Origin of the sequence: Streptomyces sp. Isolate_45 (assembly GCF_024721315.2) — a bacterium.
GTDB lineage: Bacteria > Actinomycetota > Actinomycetes > Streptomycetales > Streptomycetaceae > Streptomyces.
The window spans coordinates 17,967-38,616 of sequence record NZ_JANFAK020000049.1 but is presented as its reverse complement, the minus strand read 5'-3'; the positions used below and the strand labels follow the sequence as shown (position 1 = coordinate 38,616).

Genomic DNA, 20,650 nt, shown 5'->3' with positions numbered 1-20,650 from the left:
CCCCTAGCATTCGAGCCATGACGGTCCAGCCTGACGACGGGCTCTCCCTGGCCGCCGAGTTTCCTGACGCGACACATGAGCAGTGGCAGCGCCTGGTTGAAGGCGTACTGCGCAAGTCGGGCAAGGAAGTATCCGGCGAGGCGGCGGAAGCAGCCCTTTCCACGAAGCTAGAGGACGGGCTCATCACCCGCCCGCTGTACACGGCGCCCCCGGACGACGGGGACGGCGACGGCACCGGCTTCCCCGGCTTCGCGCCCTTCGTCCGCGGCGGCACCCCGGAGGGCACCACGGCCTCCGGCTGGGACGTGCGCCAGCGGATCGCGGGCGGCGACCCCGTACGGGTGAACGAGGCGGCCCTCGCGGACCTGGAGAACGGCACCACCTCCCTGTGGCTGACCGTCGGCCCGGGCGGCCTGCCCGCCGAGGACCTGGGCCGGGCCCTGGACGGGGTCTACCTCGACCTCGCCCCGATCGCCCTGGACGCCGGCGCCGAATACCCGGCTGCCGCCCGCGCGTTGTTCGCCCTGTACGAGGAGCGCGGCGTCGCCCCGCAGGACGCCCGCGCCTCGCTCGGCATCGACCCGCTGGGCCACGAGGCCCGCACCGGTGAGGCCCTGGACCTGCCCGCGGCCGCCGCCCTGGCCCTCGGGACGGCCGCTTCCTGGCCAGGCGTCCGCGCCCTGACCGTCGACGCCCTGCCCTTCCACGAGGCGGGCGGCAGCGCCGCCGAGGAACTCGGACTGTCGCTGTCCACCGGCGTCGCCTATCTGCGGGCGCTGACGGAGGCCGGCCTCACCGCCGACGCGGCGTTCGGACAGATCGAGTTCCGCTACGCCGCGACCGCCGACCAGTTCCTGACCATCGCCAAGCTGCGCGCCGCCCGTCGCCTGTGGGCCCGGGTCGCCGAGGCCTGCGGCAGCCCCGAGGCGGGGGCGCAGCGGCAGCACGCGGTGACCTCGCCCGTGATGATGACCCGGCGCGACCCGTGGGTGAACATGCTGCGCACCACGGTGGCCTGCATGGCCGCCGGCGTGGGCGGCGCGGACTCCGTCACCGTGCTCCCCTTCGACAGCGAGCTGGGCCTGCCGGACGCCTTCGCCCGACGGATCGCCCGCAACACCTCCACCGTGCTGGTGGAGGAGTCCCACCTGGCCCGGGTGATCGACCCGGCCGGCGGTTCGTACTACGTCGAGACGCTGACCGACGAACTCGCGCACGCGGCCTGGGAGTTCTTCCGGACGGTCGAGAAGGCGGGCGGCCAGGAGGCCGCGCTGCGCTCGGGTCTGGTCGCCGAGCGGCTCGCCGCGACGTGGGCGGCCCGCTCGAAGAAGCTGGCGACGCGCCGCGAACCCATCACCGGCGTCAGCGAGTTCCCGCTGCTGTCGGAGAAGCCCGTCGTGCGCGAGCCGCTGCCGGCGGCCCCGACGGGCGGTCTGCCGCGGGTCCGACGCGACGAGGCGTACGAGGCGCTGCGCGCCCGCAGCGACGCCCACCTGGCCGCGACCGGTGCCCGCCCTCGGATCTTCCTCGCCGCGCTCGGCCCCGCGGCCGCGCACACGGGGCGGGCCACCTTCGCCTCCAACCTGTTCCAGGCGGGCGGCATCGAACCCGTCCACGACCCGGTCTCGGTGAATCCGGATACGGCCGCCGCGGCCTACGCGGCGAGCGGCGCCGACGGCATGGCGGTGCTCTGCTCCAGCGACGCGCTGTACGAGGAGCAGGCGGAAGCGGTGGCCGCCGCCCTGCGCTCGGCGGGCGCGACGACCGTGTTCCTCGCGGGCAGGCCCGGTACCGCCGAACAGGCCGTGGACGAGTACGTCTTCGCGGGCTGCGACGCGGTCGCCGTGCTGTCCTCCGTACTCGACCGGATGGGAGTCTCGTCATGAGCATCCCCGATTTCTCCGAACTCGCGCTCGGCGGCGGACCGTCCACCGGGATCACCGAGGACCGGTGGCGCGCCGCGGTGAAGGAGTCCACCGGCAACGCCACGGGCGACCTGCTGTGGGAGACCCCCGAGGGCATCGGCGTGAAGCCGCTGTACACCGGGCGGGACCTGGAGGGCCTGGACTTCCTCGGGACCTACCCGGGCGTGGCCCCGTACCTGCGCGGGCCCTATCCGACGATGTACGTCAACCAGCCCTGGACGATCCGTCAGTACGCCGGTTTCTCCACGGCCGAGGAGTCGAACGCCTTCTACCGGCGCAACCTGGCCTCCGGCCAGAAGGGCCTCTCGGTCGCCTTCGACCTGCCCACGCACCGCGGCTACGACAGCGACCACCCGCGCGTCACGGGTGACGTCGGCATGGCGGGCGTGGCGATCGACTCGATCTACGACATGCGCCAACTGTTCGACGGGATCCCGCTGGACAAGATGTCGGTGTCGATGACGATGAACGGCGCGGTGCTGCCGGTCCTCGCCCTCTACATCGTGGCGGCGGAGGAGCAGGGCGTCTCCCCCGACAAGCTCGCCGGGACCATCCAGAACGACATCCTCAAGGAGTTCATGGTCCGCAACACCTACATCTACCCGCCCAAGCCCTCGATGCGGATCATCTCGGACATCTTCGCGTTCACCTCGCAGAAGATGCCCCGCTACAACTCGATCTCCATCTCCGGCTACCACATCCAGGAAGCCGGGGCGACGGCCGACCTGGAACTCGCCTACACCCTCGCCGACGGCGTGGAGTACCTGCGGGCCGGGCAGGCCGTCGGGCTGGACGTGGACGCGTTCGCGCCGCGCCTGTCGTTCTTCTGGGCGATCGGCATGAACTTCTTCATGGAGGTCGCGAAGCTCCGCGCGGCCCGCCTGCTGTGGGCGCGCCTGGTCAAGCAGTTCGACCCGAAGAACGCCAAGTCGCTCTCGCTGCGCACCCATTCGCAGACCTCCGGATGGTCGCTGACCGCGCAGGACGTCTTCAACAACGTCACCCGTACCTGCATCGAGGCGATGGCCGCGACCCAGGGGCACACCCAGTCCCTGCACACCAACGCCCTCGACGAGGCCCTCGCGCTGCCCACCGACTTCTCGGCCCGCATCGCGCGCAACACCCAGCTGCTGCTCCAGCAGGAGTCGGGCACCTGTCGCTCCATCGACCCGTGGGGCGGCAGCGCCTACGTGGAGAAGCTGACCTACGACCTCGCGCGGCGGGCGTGGCAGCACATCGAGGAGGTCGAGGCCGCCGGCGGCATGGCGCAGGCCATCGACGCGGGCATCCCGAAGCTGCGCGTCGAGGAGGCCGCGGCCCGTACGCAGGCCCGCATCGACTCCGGCCGTCAGCCGGTGATCGGCGTGAACAAGTACCGGGTGGCCACCGACGAGGAGATCGACGTCCTCAAGGTCGACAACTCCTCGGTCCGCAGCCAGCAGATCGCCAAGCTGCGTCGACTGCGCGAGGAACGCGACGAGGCCGTCACCCAGGACACGCTGCGCGCCCTGACCAACGCGGCCGAGCGGGGCGACGGCAACCTGCTGGCCCTGGCCGTGGACGCGGCGCGCGCCAAGGCCACGGTGGGCGAGATCTCCGACGCCCTGGAGAAGGTGTACGGACGTCACGCGAGCCAGATCCGTACGATCTCGGGTGTGTACCGCATGGAAGCAGGCGAGTCCCCGTCCGTGGAGCGCACCCGTGCGCTCGTCGATCGGTTCGAGGAGGCGGAGGGACGGCGTCCGCGCATCCTGGTCGCCAAGATGGGCCAGGACGGCCACGACCGCGGCCAGAAGGTCATCGCGACGGCCTTCGCCGACCTGGGCTTCGACGTGGACGTCGGCCCGCTGTTCCAGACGCCGGCGGAGGTGGCCCGGCAGGCCGTCGAGGCGGACGTCCACGTGGTGGGCGTGTCGTCGCTGGCGGCCGGTCACCTGACCCTCGTACCGGCGCTGCGGCAGCAGCTCGCCGAGGAGGGGCGCGAGGACATCATGATCGTCGTCGGTGGGGTCATCCCGCCCGCGGACGTCCCGACCCTGCTGGAGATGGGCGCGACGGCGGTCTTCCCGCCGGGCACCGTGATCCCGGACGCGGCCCACGACCTGGTGACGCGGCTGGCCGCGGAACTGGGCCACGAGCTGTAAGCGGCCGCGCGGATGCCCCCGAAGATCGACATCGACGTGTACGTGAAGGGCGTGCTCGACGGGAAGCGCGCGCACATCGCGCGCGCCATCACCCTCGTCGAGTCCACCCGGGCGGACCACCGCGCCCTGGCCCAGGGCCTGTTGACCCGTCTGCTGCCACACGCCGGGCACGCCCGGCGGATCGGCATCAGCGGGGTGCCCGGGGTCGGCAAGTCCACGTTCATCGACGCGTTCGGCACGATGCTCACCGGGCTGGGCCATCGCGTGGCCGTCCTCGCCGTGGACCCGTCCTCGACCCGGACGGGCGGATCCATCCTCGGTGACAAGACCCGGATGGAACGCCTCTCCGTCGATCCGGCCGCGTTCGTGCGCCCCTCCCCCTCGGCGGGCACGCTGGGCGGGGTCGCCAAGGCCACCCGCGAGTCGATGATCGTGATGGAGGCGGCTGGCTACGACGTGGTCCTCGTCGAGACGGTCGGCGTCGGCCAGTCGGAGACCACGGTCGCCGGCATGGTCGACTCCTTCCTCCTGCTGTCACTGGCCCGGACGGGCGATCAGCTCCAGGGCATCAAGAAGGGCGTCCTGGAACTGGCCGACGTCCTCGCCGTGAACAAGGCCGACGGCCCCCACGAACGGGACGCGAAGGCCGCCGCCCGCGAACTGGCGGGCGCGCTACGGCTGATGCACCCGGCCGACGCGGCGTGGACCCCGCCGGTGCTGACGTGCAGCGCGCGGGAGTCGATCGGCCTGGACGAGGTGTGGAACCGCCTCGAACAGCACCGGACGCTGCTGGAGGCGGGTGGCCGGTTGGCGGCCAAGCGGGCCGCGCAGCAGGTGGAGTGGACGTGGTCGATGGTCCGCGACGCGTTGCTGGAGCGGCTCCGCGCGGACCCGGACGTACGGGAACTCGCGCCGGCCCTCGAAGCCGAGGTCAGGGCGGGCACGGTGACCGCCACCTCGGCGGCGGACCGCATCCTGGGCGCCTTCGGCAATCGGGCCTGAGGGCGGCCGACGGCCCGAACGCCGGCCATCGGGCCGCGAGCCGCCGTCGATCCCCGTGTTCCGGGGTCGGCGGCGGCTCGTTCGTGCGCTCAGGCTGAGGTGAGGGCGGGGTTCTCGACGGCCAGCGTCCGACGCAGGATCCGGTTCTGCTCGGCCGGGTCGGAACCGGCGAGCAGGGCGGACAGCACGGCGATCCGCGCCTGCCCGGCCCGCAGCGTGCCGGTCGGGACGGCCCCGACGGCGACGAGGTCGACGGCGCCGCCGTGCGTGTAGATCTCGGTGACGGGGCCTGCCGCGACCCGCGTGGTCAGCGCGACCAGCACGCCCCGGGCGATGGCCGCGGCCACGGCGTCCACGATCTCGGGGGTCGCGTTGCCCGCGCCGGTGCCCACCAGGACGATGCCCCGGGCGCCCGCCTCGACGGCGGCGTTCAGCAGCAGCGGGTCACCGTCGGCGTGGTGCATCACCATGTCTACGCGCGGCGGCAGCTCCGGCATCGCGGGCAGCGCGAGCGGCGCCGGCCGCTGCGGTTCGCGCAGCATGGTGACCTTGCCGAAGCCGATCTTCCCGAGGAGTTCCTTCGAGGGGTCGGCGAAGGCGTCCAGGTCGACGGCCTGCGTCTTGACGGTGCCGCGGGCGGCGTGCACCCGGCCCGCGAAGCTGATGAGGACGCCGAGTCCGCGCGTGGTGGCGGCGGTCAGCAGGGCGTCGTAGAGGTTCCCGGGACCGTCCCCGTCGGCGGAACCCATGGGCAGCTGCGAGCCGGTGAACACGACGCTGCGGGCGTCGTGGTGGTGGAGGTCGACGAGGAAGGCCGACTCCTCCAGGGTGTCGGTGCCGTGCGTGACGACGATGCCGTCCACACCGGGGTCGGCGAGCACCTCGTGGACGGTGCGCAGCAGGGTGAGCTGGTGGGCGGTGGTGAGCCGGGGACTGTTCACCCGGAACAGGTCCACGACCTCGACGGTGATGCCCTCGGGCAGCGGCGCGGTGGCCATCACCTCGCGCCCGTCGGCCTCCGCGGCGAAGCCCGAGCCCTTCCAGCGGCTGGCTATCGTTCCGCCGGTGCTGATGACGACGATGCGTGCCATGGCCACCCTTCCCTCACGAGATCTCGCACAGACATTCCATTCACGGCAATGATAGTGAGATCTACGCGCAATGAGATTGCCTCTTCACCCGCTCTCGCAACATTCGATGGGTGATAATTGCGCCATGGACGCGATCGACCGAGAAATCCTGCGCGAGCTTCAGAAGGACGGCCGGCTCAGCAACCAGGAACTCGCCCAGCGGGTGGGACTGACCCCCTCCCCCTGCATGCGCCGGGTCCGGCAGCTGGAGGAGGACGGGGTGATCCAGGGCTACCGCGCCGTCATCGACCCCGAGGCGGTGGGCCGCGGCTTCGAGGTGCTGGTGTCCGTCGAGGTCCGCCGCGACCGCGCGGCCGTCGAGGCCTTCGAGGCCGCGCTCCAGGACATCCCCGACGTCATCGAGGCCTACCGCCTCTTCGGCAGCCCCGGCTGCCTCCTGCGCATCGCGGTCGCGGACCTCCGCGCGTACGAACGCCTGTGGATCGAGCAACTGACGGCCCTCTCCGGCGTCACCGAGGTCAACTCCCAGATCATCATGAAACGCATCAAGGAACCGACGGGCCTCCCCGTGGACCGCTGAGACCCAAGCCATCTGACCTTCACTGCCATCGGACGCCCACGGCCCAACCGAGGCGGATACCCTCACCACACGGACTCGTGGATCTTCCGCGAAGTTCCGGCGCGGCGAGGGCGAACGCAGGATGTCGACCTGCCCTTCGCCTCCCATCACAGCCCTCGGCATCCACGTACCGGCCCCGGGGCCTCATCCCTGATGACCGCGCAGCCTGGATAGGAGGATGCCGCGCCATAGGCTGTGGCAAGCACGGCTAGCGGGTGACGGCTGGAGCCGCAAGCTCCGATATTCCGGACATTGGGAACGGGGCATGAACAAGAAGATTCTGGGGCGTTACGAGCTGATCAGCATGCTCGGCCGTGGCGGCATGGGTGAGGTGTGGGCCGCCCATGACCACTTCCTCGACCGGAACATCGCCATGAAGTTCCTGACCTCTTCCGGGCCGGAGGACACCGCTCCCCATTTTGAGGAGCGCTTCCGCCGGGAGGCCCGTTACACCGCCCGGCTACGGCACTCGGGCGTCCCCGAGATCCACGACGTGGGCAAGCTTCCCGACGGCAGGTTGTACCTGGTCATGGAACTCGTCGAGGGGCGGACCCTCACCCAGATCCTCACGGAGCACGGCATCTGCCCCGTGGACCAAGCCCTTTCCATCGCCGGACAGATCGCCGCAGTGCTCGCCCACGCCCACCGTTGCGGGCTCGTCCATCGCGACCTGAAGCCCTCCAACCTGATGCTGACCACCCACGGCAAGGTCAAGGTCCTCGACTTCGGCATCGCCGCCGCACTCGCTCCGACCGCGGAGGAACCCCGCCTGACCCTAAGCGGCGCCGTCTTCGGCACCCCCGGCTTCATCTCCCCCGAGCAGGCGGTCGGGAAGCCCGCCACCGACCGCAGCGACCTGTACGCCCTGGGCTGCGTCCTGTATGAGATCCTCACCGGCCGCCCACCGTTCACCGCCGAAAGCCCAGTCGCCGTCGCGTACTTGCATGTAAACGAAGAGCCGCGTTCGGTAGCCGCGTTGCGCCCGGAGATGCCGGGCGAGTCGGCAGACCTGGTCATGCGGCTGCTCGCCAAGGAACCGGAGTCGCGCCCGTCGGCCGAAGCTACGGTCGCCGCCTTGAAGGCACTGGTCTCGGAGGCGGACGCCGCTGCCCGGAGAGCGACGGTCCAACTGCCCGAACAGACCGCGCCTGAGCCTAGGAGTCCTGCCACATCCCCCGACGAGCGCAAGGGCGCCAAGCAAGCCGAGGAGCTCCGGGAACTGACCTCCCGGTGCGACGATGCCTGCCGCGCCGAGAACTACGCCGAGGCGTACGAGGGCTACCGCAACCTCATCGACGCGCTCGCTCGCCTACCGATCCCGGCGGAGAAGGCGATCCTCCACTGCCGGGCCTCTCTCGCCCTCTGTCTCTCCAAGCTCGGCCGCGAAGCCGAGGCACAGGAGGAATACCAGACTCTGGTGCCCCTCCTACTGGAGCTCTACGGACCGACCCACGACCTGGTGCTGACCCCGCGCTTCAACCTCACAGTTGCCATGGCCCAGTGTGGGCAATTCGCCGAATCACGGGAGTCCGCCGCCCTCCTACGAGCCGATCTCCGAACGCATCGCCCCGGCCACCCCGCCATCGTTCTCCTCGACGACCTGATCTCCCGCCTGGGCCGGCACCTGCTCGCGGCACTGCGCTCGCAGCAACCAACCACTTGATCGATCCGAAGCTGCTTTCGGGCACCGGGAGCGTCACACCGGCTACCGAAGAATTCGTGACCCCGATGATCCCTTGAGATCCTTCAGCAGCACGTCCAGGATGGCCTCCTCCTCCACACGCACCGCGTGCTCGGCAAGGGCCCGCGTCAGATCCGGGTCCCAGGGCGACGGCGTCGGCTTCCCGACCAATGGGCACTGATCAGCTCCGACAGCTGCCACCGCCGCACGGTAGTCGTGCGCCGTGTAGCGCCAGGGCCGCCACGGTACGTGCGCCAACAGCGTCGTGGCGATGCGCAGACCGCCCCAGTCGAAGTCGCCGTGGTAGCGGAGGGCGGCGCCGTATTCGTGCAGACGGGTGAGCAGGGTCAGGGCGGCGGCCGAGGGCTGGCCCTGGACGCAGACCAGTGGGCGGGCATCCGGGCCGTAGGCGTCCGCCGCAGCGGAAAGGACCGCGGGGTTCTCACAGATGTGGACCACGGGCGGTGCCGCCCGCGGCGGACGGTGGGCGAGCTGACGCAGGGTGAGTATCGCCCTCGGCGGCAGTGATCGCAACGATCGAGAGGCAATCGCCCAGAACGGACTCGACCGCGTCCACCCAGGCCTCACCACCGCTCTCCGGCCCGTCGGCCAGGGCAGCGAGGAAGAAGCGGTAGGCGGCGCCCACGTTCCCGGCCCCACCTGCCCTCGGGAGGCTGTCCACGCAGGCCGTGTAGGCCTCACGGTCCGCCTGCGTCGGCAACAACCGGTAGCTGTCGTGCCCGTCCTGATACGTGTTGACCAGGATGAGGTCGTTGATTCGGGCCGCCTTCTTCACCGAGCCCCGGTCCCGGTGGTGGTCCCGCAGAGCCGTGAACGCGAGCATCAAGGTCGTCATCCGCTGCTGACCATCGACGACGAGCCAGCGCTGCATCCCGCCCGCGACGACGCGCTCGGGGGCCAGCACGACCGAACCGAGGAAGTGCCCGGAGCCGGACCGCCCTTCCCGCCGGTCCTCGACCAACTCCTGTACGTCGTCCCACAACTGCTGCAGCTCGTCGCGCTGCCAACTGTAGGTGCGCTGGTAGAGCGGCACTTGGAACTGCTGCTCCCCCTGGACCAGCTTGCTGAACGTGGTCTCCTGAGCGTGCACGCCCGTCCTCTCACCAAACCCTCGACGCCGAGCCGCCATTGTCGCCCCATACCGTACGGTGATCAGCCGAAGCGTCGGCACTCGCACGACCCGGGGGCACCCATGGCGACACTCGGAATCCACAAGGACTTCCTCCTGGAGTTCGCCAAACTGGAGAAGCCCGTCCAGAAGCGGGTCCACAAGTTCTTCGACAAGTTCCGCGAGCACCACCATGCCGGGCTTCACCTGGAAGAAACTGGAGAATCCGACGGGGATTCCGTGATCGACCTGACCGGCGACGAGCCCGACTCACTGTCCGGCTACCGGTCCTGCTGCACGGTGAGCGGCCCGTGTGCAAGGGGCACGGGACGGAGTCGGCCGAGGCCGAGGCCGACACTGCCGTCCGGCGGCTGCCCGACTGGGTGGCGCCGGGGGTCGCACCCTCGGAGATCGCGGTCATTGCCCGGTTCCACACCGCAGACCGCGCGGATCGGGCGGCAGCTCGTCGAGGCCGGTCGGCCGGTGGTACGGGTCAAGGACGGCGGGTCCGACGACACGGCCGGGGTGCGACTTTCGAGCCTGCACAGCCTGAAGGGACCTGATCAAGGCGGGTCACGCCCCGGCAGGCAGGCTCGACGACGAACTCCGCCTCGTGTGCGTACGAGGGTGCGGCGGCCGTGAAACCGCACAGTGGTGGGGCCTGGCCGAAGCCGGCAAGCCGCACGGAAAGCCGGCTGGCTTCTGGACGCAGTCCCCCCAGCCGCATGACGGGGCACCATCAAGCGCGCGAGTCTTCTACAGCGCCACCGAGCGTCCCGGAACCCATGCGGTCTCGCCCGCCTCGATCGCCTTGCCACCCGGGTCAACGCAGCAGGCAACCTCACTTCGCAACCAGGCACCAACGCCTGGAACCCGACCCTGGTCGAGATCGTAGTTCTGGGCTGCCACGGCGACGACAACCCGACCGCCACCGTACCGGGCCCCGACGACGCCGGGGCTCTAGCACTTGCCGTACACCGGCTGCGCCAGGCACCGGACTACGCTCTGATGACGACAATCGACAGAGCATCGACCCTGTTAAATCCGCAGGTCAGGCGGCTGCAAGAGGAACCGCCTGACCTTGACTGTTCGCACGCCCGGAAGAGGTCAAGAGGACGGCCAGCCCACAAAACAGCAGGTCAGGCGTCCTTCGCCACGCGCTCCAGGATCGCCACGCACTCCACGTGGTGGGTCATCGGGAAGAGGTCGAAGACGCGCAGGGTGCGGACCTTGTAGCCCTGGTCCTTGAAGTAGCCCAGGTCGCGGGCCAGGGCTGCCGGGTCGCACGCCACGTAGGCGATGCGGCGCGGGGTGAGGCCTGCCACCTGGCGGACCGTCTGCTTGCCGGCGCCGGCACGGGGCGGGTCGAGGACGACCAGGTCGCATTCGGTGATGCCGGTCTTCGGGAGGATCTGCTCGACCTTGCCCTGCTCGATCCGGACCCGGGGGAAGTCCGCCAGGTTGTGGCGGGCGTCCTCGACGGCGCGCTTCGTCGACTCGATGCCGAGGACGGCGCCGGTCTCGCCGAGGCGCTCCGCGAGGGCGCCGGCGAAGATGCCGACGCCGCAGTAGAGGTCGAGGGCCATCTCGCCCTTGCGCGGCATCAGGCCCTGCATGACGGCCTTGATCAGGGTGTCGGCGGCCTGCGGGTGGACCTGCCAGAAGCCGCCCATGCCGACGCGGTACGTACGGCCGTCGGCGCGCTCGCGCACGAAGGGGCGGCCGTGGACGCGGTGGACGCCGCCGTCCTTCTCCTCGACGCGCAGGACGGAGACGGGCTGGTCCAGCTCGACGAGGGGCAGGCGGCCGCCGGGGCGGGGGGTCAGGACGACCTGGCGGTCGTTGGAGCCGGAGGCGGCGATGGCCTCCACCGACGCCATCTGGGGCCAGTCCTGCTTCTCGATGCCGAGTTCCGAGACTCCCGGCGCCGCGATCATGCAGTGGTCGACGAGCTCGATGTCGTGCGAGCGGTGCTTGCGCAGGCCCGCGTTGCCGTCGTCGTCGATCGCGAACTGGACGCGGGTGCGCCACTGGGGGACCTGTCCGGCCGGGAGCTTGTCGCCCTCGGCCGGCATGACGGTGCCGTCCCAGCCGGCCTCTTCCGGGGTGAGTCCGGCGAGGCGCAGCAGTTGTTCGGCGACGACCTCGCCCTTGAGGCGGCGCTGGGCGCCCGGCTTGGCGTGCTGCCAGTCGCAGCCGCCGCACTTGCCGGGGCCGGCGTACGGACAGGGTGCCGCGACCCGGTCCTTGGAGGCGTCGAGCACGGTGATGGCGTCGGCGCGCAGGAAGCGGGAGTCGACGTCGCCCTCGGTGACCTTCGCGATGACCTTCTCGCCGGGCAGCGTGTGGCGGACGAACAGGACCCGGCCGTCCGCGTTGCGCGCGATGCAGTGGCCTCCGTGCGCGACGGGCCCGACCTCGACCTCGAACTCCTCCCCGACCAGTGACTGCTTCTCGTTCTGCTCGGTCATGGTGGGGAGGCTCCAGGAGATCAATGAAAAGCGAAAGGAAAACGGCCGGACGACCGACCCACCAGTTTACGTGGATCTCGTCCGGCCGTTCACCACCCTCGGGGAACCCCCGCCGCCCCGCCGGCGCTACTTCCCCGCCGGGTTCTTCGGCCTCGGCGGGCGCGGCGGCCGCGGCGTGTCGACCGGTCCGCGGCGGACGGCGCCCGGGGCGTTCCAGTCCTGCCGCTTCTTGGCCCGCCGCTTCGCGAGCTCGGAGGACTCCAGCTGGTAGGGCACGGAGGTCACCATCACGCCCGGCGTGAACAGCAGCCGGCCCTTGAGCCGCAGCGCGCTCTGGTTGTGGAGGAGGTGCTCGTACCAGCGGCCGACGACGTACTCCGGGATGTAGACGCTGACGGCGTCGCGCGGGTTCTCGCTGCGCAGGCCCTTCACGTACTCGACGACCGGCCGGGTGATCTCGCGGTAGGGCGAGTCGAGGATCTTCAGCGGGACGTTGATCCCGCGCCGGTCCCACTCCGTGCGCAGGGCCTTGGTCTCGACCGGGTCGACGCTGATGCTGAGCGCTTCGAGGGTGTCGGAGCGGGTCAGCTTGGCGAAGGCGAGGGCGCGCAGCGTGGGCTTGTGGACCTTGGAGACCAGGACGATGGAGTGGACGCGCGAGGGGCGGACGCTGTCGTCGCTGGGGCCCTCGGCCGCGGCGATCTCGGCGGAGACCCGGTCGTAGTGCTTGCGGATCGCGCTCATCGTTCCGTAGAAGATCACCATGCCCAGCAGGGCGACCCAGGCGCCGTGGGTGAACTTCGTGGCGAGGACGACGACCAGCACCATGCCGGTGAAGAAGGCGCCGAAGGTGTTGATGGCCCGGGAGCGGTGCATGCGGCGGCGGGCGGCGGGGTCGCGCTCGGTGCGCAGGTGGCGGTTCCAGTGCCGGACCATGCCGATCTGGCTCAGCGTGAAGGAGACGAAGACTCCGACGATGTAGAGCTGGATGAGCTTGGTGGAGTCGGCGTCGTAGAGCCACACCAGCAGCATGGCGGCGCCGGCGAGCAGGACGATGCCGTTGGAGAAGGCGAGCCGGTCGCCGCGGGTGTGCAGCTGGCGCGGCAGGTACCGGTCCTGGGCGAGGATCGAGCCGAGCAGCGGGAAGCCGTTGTAGGCGGTGTTGGCGGCCAGGAAGAGGACGAGCGCGGTGGCCGCCGCGAGCACGATGAAGAGGAAGCTGCCCTCGCCGAAGACGGCCTCGCCGACCTGGGAGATCACCGGGTGCTGGACGTAGTCGGGGCCGACCGGCACGCCGTCCTGGATCAGGTCGGTGGCGGGGTTCTCCGCCATCCTCACGTTCGTGGCCATGGCCAGGCCGATGATGCCGCAGAACATCGTGACGGCCAGGGCGCCCATCAGGGCCAGGGTGGTGGCCGCGTTCTTGCTCTTGGGCTTGCGGAAGGCGGGGACACCGTTGCTGATGGCCTCGACGCCGGTGAGCGCGGCGCAGCCTGAGGAGAAGGCGCGCAGCAGCAGGAAGACGAGGGCGAATCCGGCCAGTCCCTGGTGCTCGGGTTTGATCTCCAGGTCGGCCGTGGGGGCCTTCATCGTCTCGTCGAGGACGATGCCCCGGTAGGCGCCGTAGGCGATCATGACGAAGACGGCTCCGACGAAGATGTACGTCGGAATCGCGAAGAAGTTTCCGGATTCCTTGACTCCGCGCAGATTCATCAGCGTGAGCAACAGAATCATGATCATCGCCGAGAGCACCTTGTGCTCGATGACGAAATCGACGGCCGAGCCGAGGTTCTCGACTCCGGAGGAGATCGACACGGCCACGGTGAGGACGTAGTCGACGAGCAGGGCGCTCGCCACCGTGAGTCCGGCCTTGGGTCCGAGGTTGGTGTTGGCGACCTCGTAGTCACCACCGCCGCTGGGGTACGCGTGGACGTTCTGCCTGTAGGAGGCGACCACGGTGAACATCAGGACGACGACGGCGGCCGCGATCCAGGGGCTGAAGTGGTACGCCGACACACCCGCGATCGACAGGACCAGCAGCACTTCACCCGGGGCATATGCCACGGAGGAGAGCGGGTCGGATGCGAACACGGGCAGGGCGATTCGCTTGGGGAGGAGCGTTTCCCCGAGGCGGTCGCTGCGTAGCGCCCGGCCGATCAGGATCCGTTTGGGCACGTCGGTCAGTTTGGACACGCAGAGGATCGTAAGCGTTCGAAATCGGGCTGACGAACCCCCTGCCCGTTCTCGGGGCAATGAGGCACCGCCTGGACCCCAAATGGTCACACTGGTGACCGCCCGTGTGTAGCTTGGGCCATGGTCTGAGACCCTGTTTAGCCAGAGCATGCAATGAGGCTGGAAACCAGCGAGTCGCTGTCAGCCGGAAGGACGGCCGTGCACATCGTCATTATGGGCTGCGGAAGAGTGGGCTCTGCCCTCGCGCAGACCCTGGAACAGCAGGGGCATACGGTCGCTGTCGTCGACCAGGACCCCACCGCATTCCGCCGGCTCGGAGCATCGTTCGGCGGTCGTCGCGTCACCGGTGTCGGCTTCGACCAGGACACGCTGCGAGAGGCCGGGATCGAGGACGCCGGAGCCTTCGCGGCCGTCAGCAGCGGTGACAATTCCAACATCATCGCCGCGCGCGTGGCCCGCGAGATGTTCGGCGTCGAGAACGTCGCCGCCCGCATCTACGACCCCAAGCGCGCCGAGGTGTACCAGCGACTCGGCATCCCCACCGTCGCGACCGTACGGTGGACCGCCGACCAGATGCTCCGCCGGCTGCTGCCGTCGGGCGCCGAGCCCCTGTGGCGCGACCCGAGCGGCGGTGTGCAGCTCGCCGAGGTGCACGCCTCCACCGCCTGGATCGGTCACAAGGTGAGCCGGCTCCAGGAGGAGACCGGCGTCCGCGTCGCGTTCCTCACCCGGCTGGGCGAGGCGATCTTGCCGACTTCACAGACCGTCCTCCAGGAGGGCGACCTCGTCCACGTGATGATGCGCACGGACGAGATCGACAAGGTTGAGGCGGCCTTCGCCGAAGGGCCCGAGGAGGCACACGCATGAGGGTCGCGATCGCCGGAGCCGGCGCCGTGGGACGCTCCATCGCGGGCGAACTGTTGGAGAACGGCCACGAGGTCCTCCTCGTGGACAAGGCGCCGACCGCCATCTCGGTGGAGCGGGTGCCGCAGGCGGAGTGGCTGCTGGCCGACGCCTGCGAGATCACCTCGCTCGACGAGGCCGCGTTGCAGCGCTGCAACGTGGTCATCGCCGCCACCGGTGACGACAAGGTCAACCTCGTCGTCTCCCTGCTCGCCAAGACCGAGTACGGGGTCCCCCGGGTCGTGGCGCGCGTCAACAACCCGAAGAACGAGTGGCTCTTCAACGAGTCCTGGGGCGTCGACGTGGCCGTCTCCACGCCCCGCCTGATGTCCGCGCTCGTCGAGGAGGCCGTCAGCGTCGGCGATCTGGTGCGCCTGCTGCGCTTCAGCCACGGCGACGCCAACCTGGTCGAGCTGACCCTGCCGCCCGACTCCTCGGTCGCCGGCACCCAGATCAGCGAGATCGCCTGGCCCGAGGACACCTCGCTCGTCACCATCATCCGCGGCAACCGCGTCCTCACCCCGCACGGGGAGGAGACCCTGGAGCCCGGCGACGAACTGCTGTTCGTGGCGGCGCAGGCCCGTGAGGAACAGCTGGAGGACCTCCTCCAGGCCCGGAACTAGCGCCCGGAACCAGTACCCGGAACCGGCGCCGGAGCCGAAGCCCGGCACCGGTACGCCGAAGGGGTGGAGCAGCCTGATGGCCGCTCCACCCCTTCGGCGTTCGCCTGCCGATCGGGCCCGGAACATCGGGGCCCGGGTCAGAAGGCCCGGGTCAGACCCCGCGCTCCCGCGCGGCGGCCTTCTCGGCCGCCTCCTGGGCCTCGTACTCGGCGATGACGTCGATCGGCGCCGGGGCGTTCGCCAGGAACAGCCAGGTGAAGTACACGGCCAGCACCATCGGCGGGAGCTTGAGCGCGATGAGCACCCATCCCAGCTGGGTCGCGTCGCCCCACCAGTACAGCGGGAAGAGGATCGCGTACTTGGCCAGGAAGATCAGGCCCCAGGCCAGGCTGGCCTTCGTGTACGCCTTCTTGCGCCCGGGGTTGCGGGTGCGCCAGGACAGGTTCTCCTTGAACACCGGTCCGAGCACCACGCCGAGCAGCGGGAAGCCGAGCAGCGCGGAGACGGTGAACGCGACGCCCAGGCCGGCGCCGTAGATCATGCCGGGCAGGTAGAAGCCCTTGGCGTCACCGGTGAAGAGGGCGAAGGCCACGCCCACGCCGACGCCGAACACACCGCTGAAGGCGTGCTTGACGGTGTCCTTGCGCAGCAGCCGCACGATCACCAGGAGGACGGCGACCGCGCCCGCCGCGATGGCGGACGACTTCACGTCCTTGTTGATCGTGTAGATCATGACGAACAGCAGGCCGGGGAGCATCGTCTCCACGGTCCCGCGGATGCCGCCGAAGGCGTCGAACAGCGCCGCCTGGGTCACGGCCTTCTGGTCGTCCCCCACCGGGCCCTCGGGCGTGGTGGGTTTGTCGAGTGACGTCACCGTCAGTGCTCCTGTCCGAGCGGTCGGAGTTCGTACTTCGGGTTGAAGAGCACCCGGCGCCCATGACTCATCGAGATCCGCCCGGAGGCGATCATGCGCCGCCCGGGCTCGATTCCCACGATCGAGCGACGTCCGAGCCACACCACGTCCAGCGCGGCCGAGCCGTCGAACAGTTCCGCTTCCAGTGCGGGTACGCCCGCGCGCGGCCGCAGGGTGACGGTCCGCAGGGTGCCGGTGACCTTGACTATCTGGCGGTCGTGGCAGTCGCAGATCCGCGTACAGCCCGCGGCCTCTGCGTCCTCCTGCAGCTCCGCCGAATGCAGCTCCTCCTGGGAGGTGGACAGCCGCTCCATCATCCGGCGGAACCGGCCCGCCGGCCTGGCCGGCTTCGGGGGCTTGTCTGGACGCGGTTCAGCACTCATACAGGAAGCGTACCGGCGCCCCAGCTACCTCTCGAAGCGGTATCCCATGCCCGGTTCGGTGATGAAGTGCCGCGGGTGCGAGGGGTCGGCCTCCAGCTTGCGGCGCAGCTGGGCCATGTAGACCCGCAGGTAGTTGGTCTCCGTGCCGTAGGAGGGCCCCCAGACCTCCTGGAGGAGCTGCTTCTGGCTGACCAGCTTCCCGCCGTTGCGCACCAGCACTTCCAGCAGGTGCCACTCGGTGGGGGTGAGGCGTACGTCGTGCCCCGCGCGCACCGCCTTCTTCGCGGCGAGGTCCACGGTGAACCCCTCGGTCTCCACGATCACCTCGTCCCCGCCCGCCCCGGCCGCGGGTTCGGCCCGGCGGACGGCGGCGCGGAGCCGGGCCAGCAGCTCGTCCATGCCGAAGGGCTTGGTGACGTAGTCGTCGGCGCCCGCGTCGAGGGCCTCGACCTTCTCGTCGGAGGTGTGGCGGGCGGAGAGGACGAGGATCGGTACCCGGGTCCAGCCGCGCAGCCCCTTGATCACCTCGATGCCGTCCATGTCGGGCAGGCCGAGGTCGAGGACGACGACGTCGGGGTGGCGGGCGGCCGCGAGCTCCAGGGCTCCCGCGCCGTCGGAGGCGGCGTCGACCTCGTACCGGCGCGCCTTCAGGTTGATCACGAGGGCTCGGACGATCTGCGGTTCGTCGTCCACCACGAGCACCCGGGTCATTGGGGTCCTGCTTTCTGTCGTTCGGGGTGTTCCGGCGTGTCCACGCGTTCGGGGCGTGCTGCCGTGTCCACGCGTTCGGGGTGTGCCGCCGTGTCCACGCGAAGGGATCCGGCTCCGGTTCCGGCCCGCGCCCCCGGGCCGGCCGGCGGCGGCCGGTCCCGGCCGGCCGCGCGCAGGGTGAGCACCATCGTCAGCCCTCCGCCGGGCGTGTCCTCGGCGGCGAGGCTGCCGCCCATGGCCTCGGCGAACCCCCGGGCCACCGCGAGACCGAGGCCCACTCCGGCGCCGCGGGGGGCGTCCCCGTACCTCTGGAAGGGGGCGAAGATGCGGTCCTTGGCCTCGTCCGGGACGCCGCGCCCGCGGTCGACGACCCGTACCTCGACCCGGTCGCCGAGGAAACTGGCGGCGACGAGCACGGGTTGCCCGGCCGGGCTGTACTTGACGGCGTTCTCCACGACGTTGGCCACGGTCCGCTCCAGCAGCCCGGGGTCCACCGCCACCATGGGCAGGGTCTCGGGCACGTCGAGCAGCACGCTGTCCTCCGGTACGCCGCCCAGCGCCATCGGGACCACCTCGTCGAGGTCGATCTCCCTGATGAGCGGGGTCACCGTCCCCGTCTGGAGCCGGGACATGTCGAGCAGGTTGCCCACCAGGTGGTCGAGCCGGTCGGCGCCGTCCTCGATCCCCTCCAGCAGTTCCGCCCGGTCCTCCTCGGACCACTCCACGTCGTCGGAGCGCAGGGAGCTGACGGACGCCTTGATGGAGGCGAGCGGCGTGCGCAGGTCGTGGCTGACGGCGGCGAGCAGCGCGGTCCGGATCCGGTTGCCCTCGGCCAGCCGGCGGGCCTCCTCCGCCTCGCCGACGAGCCGCTGGCGGTCCAGTACGACCGCCGCCTGGGCGGCGAAGGCGCCGAGCACCCGGCGGTCCTCGGCGGGCAGGACCCGCCCGGACAGGGCCAGCGCCATGTGGTCCCCGATCGGCATGTCCACGTCGGCGTCCTCGGGCCGGGCCGCCGGGTTGGGACCGACGCTGCCGGCCCGGGTCCAGGGTTCGACGTCGCCCTGCCGCTCCAGAAGGGCGACGGACTCCATCCCGAAGGTCTCGCGCACCCGCTCCAGCAGCGCGCCCAGGGCGGTCTCGCCGCGCAGCACGCTCCCGGCGAGGAAGGAGAGGATCTCGGACTCGGCGCGCAGTCGGGCGGCCTGGTGCGTGCGCCGGGCGGCGAGGTCGACCACGGAGGCGACGGACACGGCGACTCCGAAGAAGACCGCGATGGCCATGATGTTCCGGGGGTCCGAGACGGTGAGCCGGTGCAGCGGCGGGGCGAAGAAGTAGTTCAGCAGCAGCGAGCCGATGGCGGCGGACGCGAGGGCCGGCCAGAGGCCGCCGAGCAGCGCGGACGCCACCGTCAGCGCCAGGAACAGCAGCATGTCGTTGGCGAGGCCGGGGTCGGCGTCGATGTGCGTGAGCAGGAGGCACAGCAGGACCGGGCAGAGCGCTCCGACGAGCCATCCGGCCACGATGCGGGGCCGGCCGAGGCGGGCGGCCGAGCGGACCACGGGCAGTCCGCGCCCCTTGGCGACCTCCTCGTGGGTGACGATGTGGACGTCCAGGTCGGGACCCGAGTCGCGGGCGACGGTGGCGCCGACCCCGGGACCGAGGACGTACTGCCAGGCCTTGCGGCGGCTGGAGCCGAGGACGATCTGGGTGGCGTTGACCCCGCGGGCGAAGGCGAGGAGGTCCGCGGGGATGTTGTCCCCGATCACATGGTGAAACGTTCCGCCAAGGTCTTCGACCAGGGTCCGCTGGACCGCGAGTTCCTTCGGGGAGGCCGAGGTCAGACCGTCGCTGCGGGCGATGTAGACGGCGAGGATCTCGCTGCCGGAGCCCTTCGCCGCCATCCGGGAGGCGCGGCGGATCAGCGTGCGGCCCTCGGGCCCGCCGGTGAGCCCGACGACGATCCGCTCGCGCGCCTGCCAGGTGGAGCGGATGTCGTGCTCGCCCCGGTACTGCTGGAGGTACTCGTCGGCCCGGTCGGCCACCCACAGCAGCGCGAGCTCGCGCAGCGCGGTGAGGTTGCCCGGGCGGAAGTAGTTGGACAGGGCCGCGTCGACCTTGTCGGGCTTGTATATGTTCCCGTGCGCCATCCGTCGGCGCAGGGCCTGCGGGGACATGTCGACGAGCTCGACCTGGTCGGCCCGCCGCACCACCTCGTCCGGTACGGTCTCCCGCTGCCGGACGCCCGTGATCGACTCGACGACGTCCCCGAGGGACTCCAGGTGCTGGATGTTCACCGTGGACACGACGTCGATGCCGGCCCGCAGGAGTTCCTCGACGTCCTGCCAGCGCTTGGCGTTGCGGGAGCCGGGCACGTTGGTGTGGGCCAGCTCGTCGACCAGCGCCACGGCGGGACGGCGGGCGAGCAGCGCGTCCACGTCCATCTCCGTGAAGGCGGCGCCGCGGTGGACGAGATCCCTGCGCGGGACCTGTTCGAGGCCGTGCAGCATGACCTCGGTGCGCGGTCGCCCGTGGTGTTCGACGAAGCCGACGACGCAGTCGCCGCCCCGTTCCACCCGGCGGTGGCCCTCCGAGAGCATGGCGTACGTCTTGCCCACGCCGGGCGCCGCGCCGAGATAGATCCTTAGCCTGCCGCGTCCCATGCGCCCATTCTCGGGGACGGGCACGAGGTTCACGCACCGATGGGCCGCCGTCCACCCATCCCTGACGCATCCCTGACGCGAACGCGCCCCTCCGCACGGCCCCGCCACGGCCCGCGGCGACGCACGCCATCGGGCGGGCGCGCCACCGGCAAACACGCGCGGGCGGGCCCGCCCCCGGAGGAGCGCGACCCGCCCGTCGTCA

16 protein-coding genes and 2 pseudogenes are annotated in these 20,650 nt (G+C 70.7%); 9 read left to right on the top strand and 9 right to left on the bottom strand.

The window, feature by feature from the left end; all coding sequences use genetic code 11:
- Positions 1-17: 17 nt before the first annotated feature.
- Genes NOD94_RS18055 through meaB form a run of 3 tightly spaced genes read left to right on the top strand, consistent with a single transcriptional unit; the run spans position 18 to position 5,071 of the window.
- Positions 18-1,886 (top strand): methylmalonyl-CoA mutase family protein, encoded by a 1,869-nt coding sequence (locus NOD94_RS18055; RefSeq protein ID WP_281206992.1) that lies wholly within the window; start codon positions 18-20, stop codon positions 1,884-1,886.
- Positions 1,883-4,069, top strand: a complete 2,187-nt coding sequence (gene scpA / locus NOD94_RS18050; RefSeq protein WP_281206991.1) for a methylmalonyl-CoA mutase — start codon at positions 1,883-1,885, stop codon at positions 4,067-4,069. The genes NOD94_RS18055 and scpA overlap by 4 nt, the downstream gene beginning before the upstream one ends.
- A gap of 12 nt (positions 4,070-4,081) precedes the next feature.
- Positions 4,082-5,071 carry a methylmalonyl Co-A mutase-associated GTPase MeaB gene (meaB, locus tag NOD94_RS18045; RefSeq protein ID WP_281206990.1) on the top strand — a complete coding sequence of 330 codons (990 nt, stop codon included), beginning with the start codon at positions 4,082-4,084 and terminating at the stop codon, positions 5,069-5,071.
- Positions 5,072-5,160: 89 nt separating this feature from the next.
- On the opposite strand, the gene NOD94_RS18040 is transcribed toward meaB, so the two are convergent.
- Entirely contained in the window at positions 5,161-6,162 is a 1,002-nt protein-coding gene (locus NOD94_RS18040; RefSeq protein ID WP_281206989.1) for an asparaginase, read from the bottom strand.
- A gap of 124 nt (positions 6,163-6,286) precedes the next feature.
- On the opposite strand from NOD94_RS18040, the gene NOD94_RS18035 reads away from it, so the two are divergent.
- Both NOD94_RS18035 and NOD94_RS18030 read left to right on the top strand, forming a co-directional pair.
- Positions 6,287-6,742, top strand: a complete 456-nt coding sequence (locus tag NOD94_RS18035; RefSeq protein ID WP_281206988.1) for an Lrp/AsnC family transcriptional regulator — start codon at positions 6,287-6,289, stop codon at positions 6,740-6,742.
- 304 nt (positions 6,743-7,046) lie between these two features.
- A complete protein-coding gene (locus NOD94_RS18030; RefSeq protein ID WP_281206987.1) occupies positions 7,047-8,444 on the top strand; it encodes a protein kinase in 1,398 nt (465 codons plus the stop codon).
- 42 nt (positions 8,445-8,486) lie between these two features.
- On the opposite strand, the gene NOD94_RS18025 is transcribed toward NOD94_RS18030, so the two are convergent.
- Positions 8,487-8,921, bottom strand: coding sequence for a DUF2399 domain-containing protein (locus tag NOD94_RS18025; RefSeq protein ID WP_281206986.1), 435 nt, complete (start codon positions 8,919-8,921; stop codon positions 8,487-8,489).
- Between the two features lie 49 nt (positions 8,922-8,970).
- Positions 8,971-9,573: pseudogene (locus tag NOD94_RS18020) on the bottom strand (DUF262 domain-containing protein); the annotation flags it as partial.
- A 631-nt stretch (positions 9,574-10,204) separates the two neighbouring features.
- Between NOD94_RS18020 and NOD94_RS18015 the strand changes: the two are divergent.
- Both NOD94_RS18015 and NOD94_RS18010 read left to right on the top strand, forming a co-directional pair.
- Positions 10,205-10,390 (top strand): annotated as a pseudogene (locus tag NOD94_RS18015) (RNaseH domain-containing protein); the annotation flags it as partial.
- Complete coding sequence (locus tag NOD94_RS18010; RefSeq protein WP_281207007.1) at positions 10,330-10,827, top strand: RNaseH domain-containing protein; 498 nt, start codon at positions 10,330-10,332, stop codon at positions 10,825-10,827. The pseudogene NOD94_RS18015 and the gene NOD94_RS18010, both read left to right, overlap by 61 nt.
- Here NOD94_RS18010 and NOD94_RS18005 read toward each other — a convergent pair.
- Positions 10,731-12,062 (bottom strand): class I SAM-dependent RNA methyltransferase, encoded by a 1,332-nt coding sequence (locus tag NOD94_RS18005; protein ID WP_281206985.1) that lies wholly within the window; start codon positions 12,060-12,062, stop codon positions 10,731-10,733. The two genes, NOD94_RS18010 and NOD94_RS18005, sit on opposite strands and share 97 nt — an antisense overlap.
- Before the next feature lie 126 nt (positions 12,063-12,188).
- Positions 12,189-14,255, bottom strand: a complete 2,067-nt coding sequence (locus NOD94_RS18000) for an APC family permease (protein ID WP_281206984.1) — start codon at positions 14,253-14,255, stop codon at positions 12,189-12,191.
- Positions 14,256-14,453: 198 nt separating this feature from the next.
- Between NOD94_RS18000 and NOD94_RS17995 the strand changes: the two genes are divergently transcribed.
- Both NOD94_RS17995 and NOD94_RS17990 read left to right on the top strand, forming a co-directional pair.
- Positions 14,454-15,122, top strand: a complete 669-nt coding sequence (locus NOD94_RS17995) for a TrkA family potassium uptake protein (RefSeq protein WP_281206983.1) — start codon at positions 14,454-14,456, stop codon at positions 15,120-15,122.
- Complete coding sequence (locus NOD94_RS17990; RefSeq protein ID WP_267011663.1) at positions 15,119-15,781, top strand: TrkA family potassium uptake protein; 663 nt, start codon at positions 15,119-15,121, stop codon at positions 15,779-15,781. The genes NOD94_RS17995 and NOD94_RS17990 overlap by 4 nt, the downstream gene beginning before the upstream one ends.
- Before the next feature lie 151 nt (positions 15,782-15,932).
- Here the strand turns inward: NOD94_RS17990 and NOD94_RS17985 are convergent, their stop codons facing one another.
- Genes NOD94_RS17985 through NOD94_RS17970 form a run of 4 tightly spaced genes read right to left on the bottom strand, consistent with a single transcriptional unit; the run spans position 15,933 to position 20,448 of the window.
- On the bottom strand, positions 15,933-16,655 hold the full coding sequence (locus NOD94_RS17985) for a DUF3159 domain-containing protein (RefSeq protein WP_281206982.1): 723 nt from the start codon (positions 16,653-16,655) through the stop codon (positions 15,933-15,935).
- A 2-nt stretch (positions 16,656-16,657) separates the two neighbouring features.
- The gene (locus tag NOD94_RS17980) at positions 16,658-17,077 is read right to left on the bottom strand and encodes an OB-fold nucleic acid binding domain-containing protein (RefSeq protein WP_281206981.1); all 420 of its coding nucleotides are present in this window, start codon (positions 17,075-17,077) and stop codon (positions 16,658-16,660) included.
- 24 nt (positions 17,078-17,101) lie between these two features.
- Positions 17,102-17,788, bottom strand: coding sequence for a response regulator (locus NOD94_RS17975; RefSeq protein WP_281206980.1), 687 nt, complete (start codon positions 17,786-17,788; stop codon positions 17,102-17,104).
- Positions 17,785-20,448, bottom strand: a complete 2,664-nt coding sequence (locus tag NOD94_RS17970) for a sensor histidine kinase KdpD (RefSeq protein ID WP_281206979.1) — start codon at positions 20,446-20,448, stop codon at positions 17,785-17,787. The genes NOD94_RS17975 and NOD94_RS17970 overlap by 4 nt, the downstream gene beginning before the upstream one ends.
- Between the last annotated feature and the right edge of the window lie 202 nt (positions 20,449-20,650).

Coding starts and splice junctions, on each gene's coding strand:
- NOD94_RS18055 (WP_281206992.1), top strand. CDS start 18: ATGACGGTCCAGCCTGACGACGGGCTCTCCCTGGCCGCCGAGTTTCCT.
- NOD94_RS17970 (WP_281206979.1), bottom strand. CDS start 20,448: ATGGGACGCGGCAGGCTAAGGATCTATCTCGGCGCGGCGCCCGGCGTG.
- NOD94_RS18035 (WP_281206988.1), top strand. CDS start 6,287: ATGGACGCGATCGACCGAGAAATCCTGCGCGAGCTTCAGAAGGACGGC.
- NOD94_RS17975 (WP_281206980.1), bottom strand. CDS start 17,788: ATGACCCGGGTGCTCGTGGTGGACGACGAACCGCAGATCGTCCGAGCC.
- NOD94_RS18030 (WP_281206987.1), top strand. CDS start 7,047: ATGAACAAGAAGATTCTGGGGCGTTACGAGCTGATCAGCATGCTCGGC.
- NOD94_RS17990 (WP_267011663.1), top strand. CDS start 15,119: ATGAGGGTCGCGATCGCCGGAGCCGGCGCCGTGGGACGCTCCATCGCG.
- NOD94_RS18005 (WP_281206985.1), bottom strand. CDS start 12,062: ATGACCGAGCAGAACGAGAAGCAGTCACTGGTCGGGGAGGAGTTCGAG.
- meaB (WP_281206990.1), top strand. CDS start 4,082: ATGCCCCCGAAGATCGACATCGACGTGTACGTGAAGGGCGTGCTCGAC.
- NOD94_RS18040 (WP_281206989.1), bottom strand. CDS start 6,162: ATGGCACGCATCGTCGTCATCAGCACCGGCGGAACGATAGCCAGCCGC.
- scpA (WP_281206991.1), top strand. CDS start 1,883: ATGAGCATCCCCGATTTCTCCGAACTCGCGCTCGGCGGCGGACCGTCC.
- NOD94_RS17980 (WP_281206981.1), bottom strand. CDS start 17,077: ATGAGTGCTGAACCGCGTCCAGACAAGCCCCCGAAGCCGGCCAGGCCG.